16 protein-coding genes are annotated in these 14030 nt (G+C 40.1%); 3 read left to right on the forward strand and 13 right to left on the reverse strand.

All coding sequences use genetic code 11. From position 1 onward, the window contains the following. Positions 1-76: 76 nt before the first annotated feature. Positions 77-808, forward strand: coding sequence for a tRNA adenosine(34) deaminase TadA (tadA, locus tag SALWKB2_RS05735; RefSeq protein ID WP_025330725.1), 732 nt, complete (start codon positions 77-79; stop codon positions 806-808). A gap of 23 nt (positions 809-831) precedes the next feature. Here the strand turns inward: tadA and SALWKB2_RS05740 are convergent, their stop codons facing one another. The 6 genes from SALWKB2_RS05740 to lpxK form a co-directional block, all read right to left on the reverse strand. Further along, positions 832-1608 carry a sulfite exporter TauE/SafE family protein gene (locus SALWKB2_RS05740; protein WP_025330726.1) on the reverse strand — a complete coding sequence of 259 codons (777 nt, stop codon included), beginning with the start codon at positions 1606-1608 and terminating at the stop codon, positions 832-834. An 8-nt stretch (positions 1609-1616) separates the two neighbouring features. Next, on the reverse strand, positions 1617-2147 hold the full coding sequence (locus tag SALWKB2_RS05745; RefSeq protein ID WP_025330727.1) for a CNP1-like family protein: 531 nt from the start codon (positions 2145-2147) through the stop codon (positions 1617-1619). Between the two features lie 116 nt (positions 2148-2263). Then, positions 2264-2911, reverse strand: a complete 648-nt coding sequence (gene adk / locus SALWKB2_RS05750; protein WP_025330728.1) for an adenylate kinase — start codon at positions 2909-2911, stop codon at positions 2264-2266. 49 nt (positions 2912-2960) lie between these two features. Next, entirely contained in the window at positions 2961-3728 is a 768-nt protein-coding gene (kdsB, locus tag SALWKB2_RS05755; protein ID WP_025330729.1) for a 3-deoxy-manno-octulosonate cytidylyltransferase, read from the reverse strand. Next, entirely contained in the window at positions 3721-3912 is a 192-nt protein-coding gene (locus tag SALWKB2_RS05760) for a Trm112 family protein (protein WP_025330730.1), read from the reverse strand. Before SALWKB2_RS05760 ends, kdsB begins: the two co-directional genes overlap by 8 nt. Positions 3913-4185: 273 nt before the next feature. Continuing rightward, on the reverse strand, positions 4186-5223 hold the full coding sequence (lpxK, locus tag SALWKB2_RS05765) for a tetraacyldisaccharide 4'-kinase (RefSeq protein ID WP_025330731.1): 1038 nt from the start codon (positions 5221-5223) through the stop codon (positions 4186-4188). 120 nt (positions 5224-5343) lie between these two features. Between lpxK and xseA the strand changes: the two genes are divergently transcribed. Together xseA and SALWKB2_RS05775 are read left to right on the forward strand one after the other, a co-directional pair. Further along, the gene (gene xseA, locus SALWKB2_RS05770) at positions 5344-6696 is read left to right on the forward strand and encodes an exodeoxyribonuclease VII large subunit (protein WP_025330732.1); all 1353 of its coding nucleotides are present in this window, start codon (positions 5344-5346) and stop codon (positions 6694-6696) included. 179 nt (positions 6697-6875) lie between these two features. Beyond that, the gene (locus SALWKB2_RS05775) at positions 6876-7745 is read left to right on the forward strand and encodes a DUF4261 domain-containing protein (protein WP_025330733.1); all 870 of its coding nucleotides are present in this window, start codon (positions 6876-6878) and stop codon (positions 7743-7745) included. Positions 7746-7949: 204 nt separating this feature from the next. Here SALWKB2_RS05775 and SALWKB2_RS05780 read toward each other — a convergent pair whose 3' ends face one another. The 7 genes from SALWKB2_RS05780 to lepB form a co-directional block, all read right to left on the reverse strand. After that, a complete protein-coding gene (locus SALWKB2_RS05780; RefSeq protein WP_099048787.1) occupies positions 7950-8780 on the reverse strand; it encodes a L,D-transpeptidase family protein in 831 nt (276 codons plus the stop codon). A 74-nt stretch (positions 8781-8854) separates the two neighbouring features. Then, positions 8855-9718, reverse strand: coding sequence for an ATP-binding protein (locus SALWKB2_RS05785; protein WP_025330735.1), 864 nt, complete (start codon positions 9716-9718; stop codon positions 8855-8857). 30 nt (positions 9719-9748) lie between these two features. Beyond that, positions 9749-10309, reverse strand: a complete 561-nt coding sequence (locus SALWKB2_RS05790; RefSeq protein ID WP_025330736.1) for a class I SAM-dependent methyltransferase — start codon at positions 10307-10309, stop codon at positions 9749-9751. A gap of 192 nt (positions 10310-10501) precedes the next feature. Next, entirely contained in the window at positions 10502-11425 is a 924-nt protein-coding gene (gene era / locus SALWKB2_RS05795; protein WP_025330737.1) for a GTPase Era, read from the reverse strand. Positions 11426-11653: 228 nt separating this feature from the next. After that, a complete protein-coding gene (locus SALWKB2_RS05800) occupies positions 11654-12172 on the reverse strand; it encodes a DUF2867 domain-containing protein (RefSeq protein ID WP_025330738.1) in 519 nt (172 codons plus the stop codon). Between the two features lie 62 nt (positions 12173-12234). Beyond that, the gene (rnc, locus tag SALWKB2_RS05805) at positions 12235-12963 is read right to left on the reverse strand and encodes a ribonuclease III (RefSeq protein ID WP_038648857.1); all 729 of its coding nucleotides are present in this window, start codon (positions 12961-12963) and stop codon (positions 12235-12237) included. 76 nt (positions 12964-13039) lie between these two features. Then, the gene (gene lepB, locus SALWKB2_RS05810; protein WP_025330739.1) at positions 13040-14029 is read right to left on the reverse strand and encodes a signal peptidase I; all 990 of its coding nucleotides are present in this window, start codon (positions 14027-14029) and stop codon (positions 13040-13042) included. Position 14030: the final 1 nt, after the last annotated feature.

A 14030-nucleotide genomic window follows, 5' to 3' on the forward strand; every position in this document is an offset into this window, starting at 1 on the left:
TTATTACATAAAAATTCCAAATGTCACAAACCTGTATTTATAGTAAGATACAATACAATAAATTTGCACTTTACTTATGAGCACGCCGTTAACAACGCCTCCGCTGGCACCTAAAACCATAGCTATTCTTAAACAACTTAATATACATTGCTTAGAAGATTTACATCTTCGCGGAGCGTTAACTGCGTTTTTACAATTTAAAAGTATGAGTACAGGCTGTACAGACAGTCTTTTGTGGCAATTTATTGCTCTAGTGGAAGATCGCTTAGTTCAGTCTTTTACATATGAAGAAAAAGATTACTGGCGCAAGCAGCTTAAACTGCACCCGCCAGTAGCTGTCTTTCCGTCTGAAAAAGTTATGCAGCAATGGATGCATCAGGCTCTGGATGCAGCGCGTCAGGCTTATATACTGAATGAAGTGCCGGTTGGTGCTGTTGTTGTCTGTGAAAACACTCTGGTTGGCTATGGCTACAATCGCTGTATCGCTGATTGTAATATTAGTCATCATGCAGAAATTCAGGCATTAACGGCAGCCAGTAAAGCATTGGGAAATTACCGTCTGGAAAATTGTGATGTTTATATTACTCTGGAACCGTGCGCTATGTGTGCAAGTGCATTAATACAAGCACGAATCAGAAGGGTAATTTATGGAGCTTGTGAAACAAAAACCGGGGCAGCCGGCAGTGTGATTAATTTATTTACTAATCAGCAGTTAAATAAACACACTGCAATCATTGGTGGTGTTCTGGCTAATGAATCTACCCAATTATTACAGGATTTTTTCCGGCGTAAGCGCAGCCAGGTATAAACCAATGCTGCTGCAATCATAAATTACAGTAAATCGTAGCCAAATTTACCAATCATAATACACAGAAGAATAATAAAACCTTTACGCAATAATTTGCTGCCGCCACGCATTGCTAATCTAGCACCGATGATCCCTCCGCTCAGATTGGCAATAGCCAGTGGAATTGCCCAATGCCATACGACATACTGATGTGGAATAAAAAATATCAGTGCGGCAAAATTTGTTGTGAGATTAATAACTTTAGAAGATGCTGTTGCGGTAATAAAGTCAAAAGCAAAAAAGCGAACAAATATAAAAGCCAGTAAGCTGCCTGTACCGGGACCGAATATACCGTCATATAAACCGATTAAGGCACCCATTAACAGTCCGATAATATACTCACGTCGGGTCAGCTGGCTTTGGCGCTGAACCTGACCCAGATCCTTTTTCAAAAAGGTATAAATCGCCATAATGATTAAAATAACCAGAATGGACGGTTTCATCCACGCTGTGGGCAGATATTCCACAACATGAGCACCCATGTATGAAAAAGCAAATGCAAGTACAGCAGCAGGTAACAGCATTGCCCATGGAACCGGTATACGGCGGGTATATTGCACAGCTGCTACTAAAGTACCACAGGCGGAAGCAAATTTATTTACCCCTAGAACAACCGGTGTGATGGTTTTCTGTGGTAATGCGCCAAACAGCCCGGGGATCTGTAACAACCCGCCACCACCGACAGCCGCATCCATTAAACCGGCACTGAATCCGATAATTAATAACCACCAGATATGAGAGTCACTGAGCCATTCCACGATATATCCTACTAACGCATGGCACGTGTGGTAATACGTTTAATTAACTCTTGCTGATTACGGGGTAATCCGTCTTCGCAGAAAGTCTGATACAGCACCGAACGCACTTTATCCAGTTGATTCAGGCTGGTACCGATTACTTTCCATTGACTATTGCGCGGCTGTATCCAGCGTTTATTCACATCGTCACCATATCCGAACACCTTCATGCGCCGTGTCGGGCAGTGAATAGCTTCAGCAGTAAGGTTATTAATCCCCTGATCTGATTGCTGGTTCAGAATATAATGGATAGTATGGTCTGTATTGATTTGAATACTGTTCAGCATTAATTTTGGCTGACCCTGATATGTCTGGCTGATATAAATATCTGCCCATTGCTCATTACCGGCAGGATACGCTGGCATAGGTACAGCCTGCTCTTCCCAAGGCTGATTTTCATCAGGTCCAATATAATGCTCGTTATATAAAGTTTCTCTGCGTGCCAGTGCACAAGCACAAACACCAAGAAGTAATACAGTCAATACGGTTTTGGTAACTTTCATACCATGCTCCGAAACCGGATATACAATCCGGCTTTATTCTGAAATACTGTTTATCATTTGTCATACAGCAAAAAGCTGTCTGTAATCTTATGAGAACAGACAGCCGGATTCAGCCATCAAAGTTTTAAGGCGGCCAGAACCTGAGTTTTTACTGCTTCTACCGGTTGGGTTCCGTCTACACGAATATAGTCCGGTGCATTGGCATCATTCTGTTTACCATAGAAATCAATCAGTACTTCTGTTTGCTCGTGATAAACCTGTAAACGTTTTTTGATGGTTTCTTCCTGATCATCATCACGCTGAATCAGTGGTTCACCAGTTTCATCATCTATATTGTTAACTTTTGGCGGATTGTAAACCAGATGATAAGTTCTGCCTGAAGCAAGATGGACACGGCGACCGGACAAGCGTTCAATAATGACATCATCGGGTACGGCAATCTCTACTACAGCATCCAGATGCACGCCCGCTTTTTCCATTGCTTCAGCCTGAGCCAGTGTACGCGGGAAACCATCAAATAAGAAACCATTAGCACAATCCGGCTGGGCAATACGCTCTTTTACCAGACCTATAATAATATCGTCACGAACCAGCCCGCCCGCATCCATAATTTTTTTGGCTTCAATGCCCAAAGGTGTGCTGGCTTTTACTGCTGCACGCAGCATGTCCCCGGTAGAAATCTGCGGTATGTTAAACGCAGCAGTAATAAACTGTGCCTGTGTGCCTTTTCCGGCACCCGGTGCACCTAATAATAAAACTTTCATTTCAACTCCTGAATATATCTGTGATTTGATTTAATATTATTACTAATATTTATTTTTTTACTTCTGTCCAGTTCGTGCGTACACGCTCAAGATCCGCAGCTGTATCCACACCTGCAGCCGGAGCATGCGGTGTAATTTGTACCGCAATATTGTAACCATGCCACAGTACGCGCAGCTGCTCAAGTGATTCAGCCTGTTCTAATGGTGATGGAGTCAAATCTGCATATTGGTGCAAAAACTGTACCCGATAACCATAAATGCCAATATGACGATATACCGGAATATCTGCCGGCATGACCTCAGCGCCGCTGCGCATTAATTCACGCGGCCATGGAATGGCCGCACGGCTAAAGTACAAGGCATTATTTTTGTTGTTTAATACAACTTTAACACAATTGGCATCTGTAAAATCTGTGTAATCAGTTAATAGATGTGCTGCTGTGGCCATTGGTGCTGAACTTTGCTGTAATTGTTCAGCTACAGCATTAATCAGCTCAGGTTCAATCAAAGGTTCATCACCCTGAACATTTACAACACAGTCTTCTCCAGCGAGATTCAGAATGCCGGCTGCTTCAGCCAGACGAGTTGTACCGCTCTCATGCTCCGGAGCTGTTAAAACAGCTTCAATTCCATGAACCTGACATGCAGTCTGAATATCAGTATGATCTGTTGCCACAACTACTCTTCCGGCTTTGCTGGCAAGTGCACGCTCAGCTACCCTCACTACCATCGGTTTACCATGTATATCAGCTAAAGCCTTATTGGGTAAACGACTGGAGGATAGCCGTGCCGGAATCAGAACAACAAAATTACTCATGTGTCGCCGTACATTCTTCATCAGTTAAATTACGAGCTTCATTTACCAGCATATAGGGAATACCATCTTTTACCGGATAAGCCAGCCGTGATGCTTTACACCACAGTTCCTGCTGCTGTGCATGCCATTGCAGTTTTCCTTTACACTCGGGGCATACCAGTATATCCAGATATTTTTGATTCATTTTTAATCCTTAGTTTCGCAAAGGTGGCAAGCGAAGTTTATGGTTGTTGATTTAGCAGGTTTCCTGAATGCAGTAATACCAGTTAATAATTTATAAATATCGTCTTTGAATGACTTTACCATATATTAAAATGGCAATATAGAGGCTGCTTAATACAGAACCTGAAATCGTAGTCAGTTTGTATCGTCTACCAACGATATACTGACAATTTATTGAAATTTTACCAGCAGCCGGAGTCTATGGCATCTTTTTCATTGCAGAAAAGTATTTATTTTATTTAGTACGGTCTAAGCCTAATTTTAACTGAATCAATTCAGCTAAATCCGGGCAGATTTGTGCTGAAAGTGGTAAGACCCAAATATTATATTGCAAAGGTTTTTTCAATTTGACTGCATCTTTTTCTGTAATAAATATTATTTCTGCATCAGGCCAGTCTTCGGGTTGAATAGTTGCGTGATCATTCAGCGCAATGGTTTCTTTCAGATGAATACCCAATATCTGTAATGCCTGAAAAAAACGTTGCGGTTGTCCGATACCTGCAATTGCCGCGCATTTTTTTTCTGAAAATTCATGGGCTTTTGCAGTCTTTTGCGGCTGATTTAAACTATAGAAATCGCCATAGTTCAACTGACTGAAACCACACCATTGTGTTTTTATTAAATTTAGTTGCTGTGCCTGCTGAACAGAATTCGCATCGCCCTGACTGAATACTACCGCATCTGCTCCCTGTAAGCGCTCAGCGGGTTCGCGTAATGGGCCATTAGGCAATATATCCAGTTTTTTTCCGATATCTGCGGCCGGAAATACTATAACTTCCATATCCCGGCAAAGTGCGTAATGTTGTAAACCATCATCACTTAATAAAAGCTGCAAATCCGGATATGCATTTAACAATGCTCTGCCGGCAGCTTCACGAGTAGAAGCAACTGCAACCGGTGCCTGAGTTTGCTGATACAGCATTAATGGTTCATCTCCGGCTTCTGCCGCGGTAGATTGGGCATTCAGAATAACCGTTTCTTTACTTAAACGTCCATAACCACGGCTAATGATACCTACCCTTATCTGCCGCTGCTGTAAGGTCTGTACCAGCGCAGCGACTAAAGGTGTTTTACCAACACCGCCAACATGAATGTTACCGATTACCACTACCGGACAAGGCAGTTTTTTAGTCGGCAAAATGCCCGATTTGTACAGCCAGCACCGTAACAAAGCAATACTTTGAAATAATCGTGCAAGCGGCCACAGTAACAATACCAGCACTATACGTGGATGCTGCCAGTGCCTTTGTATTAAACCGGCTAACCAGCCCATAACTCTGCCTATTAATTACAAAGCTGCACTATACCACGCTGTATATGCAGAACTGAACTATGATAAAAAAACGCCGTATAATATCTACAGAATAAAACCGCTCTGAATATGGTATCCATTATGTCTGATTTCTTTGCTCCGGCTGCTTTAAGTGTATCTGAACTCAATGCTTATGCCCGCCAATTGCTTGAAGACAATCTGATTGATTTATGGGTTGGCGGTGAAGTTTCTAATCTTACCCGTGCAGCCAGCGGTCATTTCTATTTTTCTTTAAAAGATGCCCGTGCACAAGTCAGATGTGTACTGTTTAAAGGTGTGGCACAGCAGCTGAGCCAGCCCTTACAGGAAGGTGATCATATAGAAGTAGCCGGAAAAATCAGTATTTACGAAGCACGAGGTGAATTTCAGATTACCATTAATGCAGTGCGCCACAAAGGATTGGGACAGTTATATGAAGCTTATGAGCGGCTGAAACAGCAGTTAACTGCCGAAGGTTTATTTTCAAAGGAACGCAAACGTCCGCTACCTGTTCATCCTAAAGTGGTCGGTGTAGTGACCAGTCTGGCCGCAGCAGCTTTACGCGATGTTGTAACAACCCTGCGCCGGCGTCATAGTGGTATCCGTGTGATTATTTATCCGACAGCTGTACAGGGTGCAGGGAGTGAACGTCAGATTGCTGCTGCTATTACCAGTGCCAATCAGCAGGCACTGGCTGATGTACTGATAATTTGCCGTGGAGGCGGCAGTATTGAGGATTTGTGGTCTTATAATGAAGAAATCGTCGTACGAACTGTAGCTGACAGCACAATTCCCACTGTGAGCGGTGTTGGTCATGAAACTGACTTTACCCTGACCGATTTTGCCGCAGATGTTCGCGCCCCGACACCGACAGCAGCTGCCGAACTGGTTAGCCCTGATATGGCACAATTAAGACATAGTGTTACTCAATGGCAAAAGCGTATACACCAATTACTGGAACAACGTTATTATGATGCTTCACAAAAACTAGACTGGCTTGCTCGTCAATTAAAGCACCCGCAGCAAAACTGGCAGCAACAGCAGCAGCAACTAAGGGATTTAGCACGTCTGTTACAAATTGGCATGCAGCGTCAGATCAGGCAGCATCGGCAAAATCTAATACAGCAACAACGCAGTCTGGAAAATACACGACCACAAACTATTCATGCACTACAGGCACTTGAATATCGGAAACAACAATTACATCAAATTTGGCAAAATATTTTTATGCGCGCGCAACAACGGCTGCAGCAGCAGACATCTGTGTTACAGGCAGTCTCTCCTCTACAGATTCTCGCCAGAGGTTATAGCGTGGTCACTAATCAGCGCGGGCAGGTAATCCGCGATGCCAACAAATTAAAAACCGGCCAGTATCTTAATATTCGCTTTGCTTGCGGTGAACGTAGCGTACAGATTGCCCCGCCGAAAATTCAGTCTGATTTATTTGATAATTAAGATATATATTTTCAAATGTATTTCTATTCTATTGCGTAAATTGCTATCACTAAGAATTTGGTGATTAATTGTTTGTTGATTTAAATTCAGATTTTTAATCTAAAAATAAATTATTCTTTGAAATGTTATGTTAAATAAATTTTTGACAGGCAATTAACTTAATAAGAATAGGAATTTAAATGTCACTGTTTGCTCGTTTATTTGGGAAAAAATCTAAAGATACAGATACTACGGTAGGTGAAAATACAAATACTAAACAATCAATAGGATTAAGTGTTGTATTTAAAGGCTCTCTTAATTTAGATAAAGATAAATTATTAGATAAATTAAAATATCTGGATTCTTCAATAATAAATGTCAAATACGAAACTCCTGCCGGAGAGCTTGAACAAGGCGTTTTTGCTTTGATAAGCTGGGGAAAACATATAGTTAAACTGATCGGATTCAATGCGCCTTTTCCTGCTGATGCATTGGAAACTTGTGTTGAGCCAGCACATTATAGTGAAGATATCAAAAATCAAGTTCGTAAAAATGATAGTCATGTAATTTTGTACTATACAGGACATGATGAAGATGTAATACAACAATACCTGGCTTTATCCCGTCTGGCTGCGTGTTTTGAAGAATTTAATGCATTAGCAGTTATTAATGAAAACGCCCATTCTTCACTCCCTGCAAATGTTTTAAGTAACTTACTTAGTGATGAAGACAGTGCACAGAGTTTATGCGATTGTTTACCGCTATTTTTCTGCGGATTTGTTAAATATATTTTAGAAGACGTTAAAGGCGTCTGGATGCGCACTTACGGTGCTGATGTATTTGGATTGCCTGATTTTGCTGTATTAGCAAATAACCATGATGAAGGTTCTGACTATTTCGATATGTTTGGTAATATTTTATCGTATCTGCGTCAGAGCGGAGCAAGTATGAATCCAGGGGATACAATGGAAATTGGCGATAATAAAATGATGTCATTACGAGCTCCACAGGAGGATGAATACTTCCTGAAAGATACAGGTAATGTTTTGGTTGTAGAGATCGGTAAATAGTTAAATAAATCAATAAATTATTCTTGAGCAGAAATTATCCATTATTAAGCAATATAAAACGACTTCCGATATTAAATTTGATATCGAAAGTCGTTTTATATTTGGGTAAATTAAAAAATAACTGTTTTTTCAATCAGATATGCGAACACAATCAATATTTATTTTAAATATCACGATATCAGATAATTGCCTTACTGCTTCTGTTTATTTGATAACATAATGCTTATTGTGCACAGTAATATCAGCTACTCTGTGCTCAGACTGAAAAATATCATAAGCAGGCTTCAATTCGCTCCAGAAAGGCATATAAGCTGAGTTTTGAAACTTTTGCATATTTAATGCTGTCATTCTGAATGGAAAAATATGAATGGGTATTCGCTTCTGTCCGCTGTTTATAGCTTGATTAACAACAGCGTAGATTTGTTCTATTCCCTTGTCAGTCATAGCATAGCAACCGATGGACACGCAGTTTCCATGAATCATGATAAAGCTTCCTGTGTATCCATGGGCGCGGTCATAGGCATTCGGGTAGCCGATATTAAAAGCAAGATGATAATTACTATTTGGTTTTAATAGATTTTTCTCGGTTGCGTAAAATCCTTCCGGACTTTTGCCATCACCTTCGGCTTTTTTAGGTCCCAGACCACCTGAATATGTACAGATATCCCATGTCCTGTACAGCTGATAATTATTATTTTTGTGCTTATACCATATTTCTAATATTCCTTCCTGTTTGAATATTCGCAGATAAATTTTGTCACCACTAACAGGAGGAGAGACTGTTACTGCCGTATTTTTTACATCTATAGTTTTAATTTTCTGGTCAATAGTATAATTTCTAAAAAATAATGCTACACTTGCAACTACCCCCGCGAATCCGATGACAATCATACAGATAGTCATTAATCTTCGAGATAGTGTCTTTACTTGATTTTTTTTATTAGCGAAAAAAGGATAAATAATTAATCCGATACTTCCGATAAATATCAATATGGGAAGTAAAATCATTAATGGTTCGCTAAATAATACAGACATAATTTGTTTCCGTTGAGACTGGGTTACCCATCAGTTAATCAGAAAACTGAATACAGAACAAACAATTGATTTAGCTATACAATTCTATCCTGTGGGTTTCTTCCTGCCCAGTCGCATACGAACTGCCATGCTACTCTTCCTGAACGGCTGCCACGGCTTTGGCTCCAATTTAATGCTGCGCGTCTTGCTGTTTCATCCAGATTCAGACCAGCTTCTTCCAACCAGTTCTGTACAGCCTGTAAATATGCATTCTGATCAAATGGGTAAAAGCTTAGCCATAAACCAAAACGATCCGATAAAGATACCTTTTCTTCGACGGCTTCCTGAGGATGAACTTCTCCGCCATTGCCTGTATGAGCCACATTGTCTGCCATATACTCAGGCATTAAATGCCGGCGGTTGGATGTAGCATATACCAGTACATTGTCACATCGCTGAGATAATCCGCCATCAAGGGTAGTTTTTAATGCTTTGTAAGCATCATCGCCGTCTTCAAAAGATAAATCATCACAGAACAGAATGTATTTTTCCGGTCTGGCGGTTAGTAAAGAAAGTAAAGCAGGTAACGTTAACAAATCACTTTTATCAACCTCAACCAGACGCAACCCCTGATCTGCATACTGATGCAATAACGCCTTAACCAGTGATGATTTTCCGGTACCACGTGCTCCTGTCATTAATACATTATTTGCCGGTCTGCCGGCAAGAAACTGTTCTGTATTACGTACCAGTTGTCGGCGCTGCTCATCAACAGCTGCCAGACAGTCCAGAGAAAAGGTATGCGGATGCGGCAAGCTTTCCAGAATACCCTTGTTTCCTAATTTATGCCAGCGGTAAGCAACTGCCGTCCAGTCAGGTTCCTGAGCCAATGGTGGCAAAATGGCATCCAGCCTCTGTAACACTGTTGCAGCCAGATTGATAAATTCCTTACGTTTCATCTATTTCCCTTTAGTTTCTATAGCTATGATTTATAAATGTTTTTGCAATATTAATGCAAAAGGTGCATCATTTATCCGGTTAATAAAAGCATATTTCAACACTGCTATATGCTGTTGCGGTAAGCTTTGCGCCCATGTTTGTATTGTTTCCGCTTCAATTTTTCCCTGCTCATGACCCGGATATAAAACTGCAGCTAATACACCATTATCGGTAAGAAGGTTTAATCCGCTTTGCATTGCCTTAAGAGTGGTATTGGCTTGGGTTGTACAGTTTTTATCTCCGCCGGGTAAGTATCCAAGGTTAAATATGATGGCACTAACCTTACTCTTAATATACTCACTCAGATGTTCATGTCCGGCATGAATTAACTGTACCCGTTCACTATAACCGGCTTTTGCCAGTCTGTTACTGGTAGCTTCTAATGCAGTTGCCTGTATATCAAATGCGACTACTTTACCTTGGGCACCGACGCAAGAGGCCAGAAACAATGTATCATGCCCGTTACCAGCAGTAGCATCAATGACTGTATCGCCAGCCTGTACAGTCTGCTGAATGTTTTTATGTACAAAATCCAGAATATTGAGAAGCATAAATTAATTTGTGCTATCTGATAATTAGATAGCCGCCAAGACTATCTTTAAGATAAATAAGCATTAAGCATATCAGATTATATATTAACAAAATGAACAGGCATACTATGAATAGTAATTTTATTTATCTGTAATGCTGATACCAGAATAAAAATTGATACATATTAAGTTTAGGAATGCCAGACTCTTACCTCACATTCCTAATTCACGCAAAAAGCGAATGTCATCAGCCCAGCCGGATTTTACTTTTACCCAAACCTTTAAAAAAACTTTTGTTTCAAACAATTTTTCCATATCCAGTCTGGCTTCAGTAGATATCTTTTTCAGTTTTTCCCCTCCTTTACCAATTAAAATACCCTTTTGGCTTTCCTTATCCACCAGAACTGCAATATAAATCCGGTAAAGTCCGTCTTCCTCGGTAAACTGTTCTACTTCGACATTCATAGCGTATGGTAATTCTTCACCAAGATAACGAAACAGTTTCTCCCGCACAATTTCCATAGCAAGAAATCTTGCCGATTTGTCTGTCACCATATCTTCAGGATAGAGCGGAATACCTATTGGCAGCATGGGCTTGAGAACATGCACAAGCTGAGCCACGCCCAGTCCGTGCTTTGCACTCACCAGAGCAACCTGAGTGAATTTATATGCCTGCTGTACTTCATCAATAAAGTTCTGCAGTACACTTTGGTCTTTTGCCTTAGCCTTATCGACCTTATTAATTACCAGCACTACCGGAATATGTGCAGGTAATTGTTGCAGTACTTCTCTGTCTGCATCCGAAAAGCGCAATGCTTCAATCACAAATACAATAACATCCACACCGGCAACTGCCTCAGTAACATTCTGATTGAGGCGGTCATTAAGTGCATTGCGATGATAAGTCTGAAAACCAGGGGTATCTACAAATATCAGCTGTGCTTCATTATCGGTATAAATACCATTAACTTTATGACGAGTAGTCTGAGCTTTTTTACTGGTGATACTGATTTTCTGACCAATAAGGTGGTTCATTAATGTGGATTTTCCCACATTAGGCCGGCCAACAATTGCAACAAACCCGCAGCGAAAATTTTCTGACTGAGGTGGATAATTGTAACTGGATACTTCAGACATACATTCTTTCTTAAATGATACAAATAACCATAAAATGGTCGATAATAAGCTGAATTATTTCAAAACAAATAAAATGAATTCTGCTAAATAACACATTGCAGATACCAATTATAAACTACTAAATTACCTGAATATATACAGTTTTATTCGAACGATTTTAGAGAAAAGGAGTCATTCTTACTGAACAAATACTTTATAAATACTAAGTAACGAAAGACCTCAGAGTGATTAAACAATATTTTCAAAAAGTTTATTTACAATAAACGGATGAAGTTTACTAACTGGCATCATATATAACCGTCCCCAGAAATTATGATTTTTTACTGAAGCGATCAGATACAGCATTTTTTTATCCGGCTGCTGGGTATTATCAGTAATACGCAGGCAAAGACAAACATCTAAATGAGAATCTTTAATCTCTAAAGTAAGTTTATCAGCAGTATTTTCAGTAATAGTAAAAAAATGGGCTGCGTTTGTTTCACCGGATTGAATCCTCTCTTCATCCAGATAGGTAAATCCCTCTATAGTACGTATGCCAGCAGGTCTAACTATATTATCTCTGATTTTAAATAATATTCTTAGCCATTCAGGCTGATGTGATGTCATCATTTTATATGCTTCAAAAGCTGTAATATTTTTACCGATTTCTTTTTTCTGGCAATCAAGATAGTCCGGTTTATCCGCAATCAGGCTAACACACTCGGGTAATTCATTCAGTATTTCAGAAATTGACTTTGTTTTTCCCATTATTTCCCCTTTATTGTAAGACAATAACTAATAACAATATGCCACCTTCAATATATTGTAACTTATTTATTTTTTCTAGGTTTAGCTGCCGGAAACTGCTTTTCTAACCAAACAAGAGCTGTTTGTGCGGTTTGTTGTTCTGCTTCACGCCGGCTGTGTCCGGCTGCTTCAGTCTGAAAGCCGATTTCTCCTAAATCACATTGCACTACAAATTGTAAATCATGAACATCACCAATCTGATCTACAATCCGATATTTTGGCAATGGCATATGTCGTGCCTGCAAAGCTTCCTGCAGACGTGTTTTTGCATCTTTTCCACTATTCTGAGGATTAATATTACGGATGCGGTCTGCGTATAAATGTCTTACGACAGTCTCAGCTGTATTAAAATCTGCATCAAAGCTCACTGCGGCAAATAATGCTTCCATAGCATCGGCCAGTATAGATGGCCGCCGGAAGCCACCGCTTTTTAACTCACCAGTACCCAGTAATAAAGCATCTCCGATTTTTAGTTCAGCTGCAATCTGAGCCAGTGTTTCCTGATTAACCAGATTCGCCCGCATTCGTGAAAGTTCACCCTCTGTCAGGCGCGGAAATGCATTAAACAGCATTTTAGCTACAGAATAATTTAAAATCGAATCACCCACAAATTCAAAACGTTCATTGTGTAACGCACTGTAACTGCGGTGAGTTAAAGCCTGCAGCAATAAATCAGACTGCTTAAATTGATAGCCAAGCTTTTGTTGTACATATTTCAAAGCATTTTCATGGCGTACATCAGTTTTTCTCATTTAACCGTCTTTGATAATGAATAACTATAATTAAATAAACAAAGCGCAAGAAAAATCTTGCGCCCGGTATCAGATATTACTGAATCTTCGTACCGATTCGTTTCATATCACCCATATTCAGCCATACCAGAAAGGCTTTACCTACAACAAGCTTATCATCTACAAATCCCCAATAACGGCTATCTTCACTATTGTCACGATTGTCACCCATCATGAAGTATTTTCCTGCAGGAACGGTACAACTAAACCCACTGCCATCAGTCTCATAGTTACACAATTCCCGATCTGGAAAATCAGTATGTACCGCTTGCAGAATAACGGGGGGTTGCTGAGGCATTTTCAGTATCTGAATCGATTTATTACCAAGCTGCTCAGTTACCTGCTGAGCCTGCATATTTATATTTCCAAACTGAGGAACCTGTTCGGAATAATTATAAATTTTCTGCTCATCAGTATCAGTGATTACTTTACCGTTGATTGACAGGATTTTATCCTTGTATGTAATAACATCACCCGGCAAACCGATTACCCGTTTAATATAATTTATACGTGTATCTCGGGGGTAATTAAATACAATTACATCACCACGCTCTACTTTGTTGACCGGAATAAGTACATTATTCAGAATTGGCAAACGGATACCGTAAGTAAATTTATTCACCAGAATAAAATCACCGGTAATCAGCCCCGGACGCATAGAGCTGGATGGAATCTGAAAAGGCTCAGCTAAAAAAGTGCGCAGAATAAATACCACCAGAATAATCGGGAAAAAACCACTCATGTAATCAGTAAAGTGATTATTATCTATATGCCCCGGATTTTTTTTCTTCTGGCCACGATGAATAATCCAGGCTATTCCGGTAAACAATACAAAAATCAGCAAAACTGCGGTAAAACTCATTTTGTATGACAATACACCAAATGCACCTACCAGAATCAGCAAATATCCCCATTGTAATGCTCCGCTCCATTCCCCATTTTCTTCACGCTTTTTCGAGCTTTTCAAAAATAGAACTATCCCCAGCACCAGAAGGATTGCTGCGCCTATAATCATCGTGTTTGACATT

Source organism: Snodgrassella alvi wkB2 (assembly GCF_000600005.1).
In the GTDB taxonomy this organism is placed as follows: domain Bacteria; phylum Pseudomonadota; class Gammaproteobacteria; order Burkholderiales; family Neisseriaceae; genus Snodgrassella; species Snodgrassella alvi.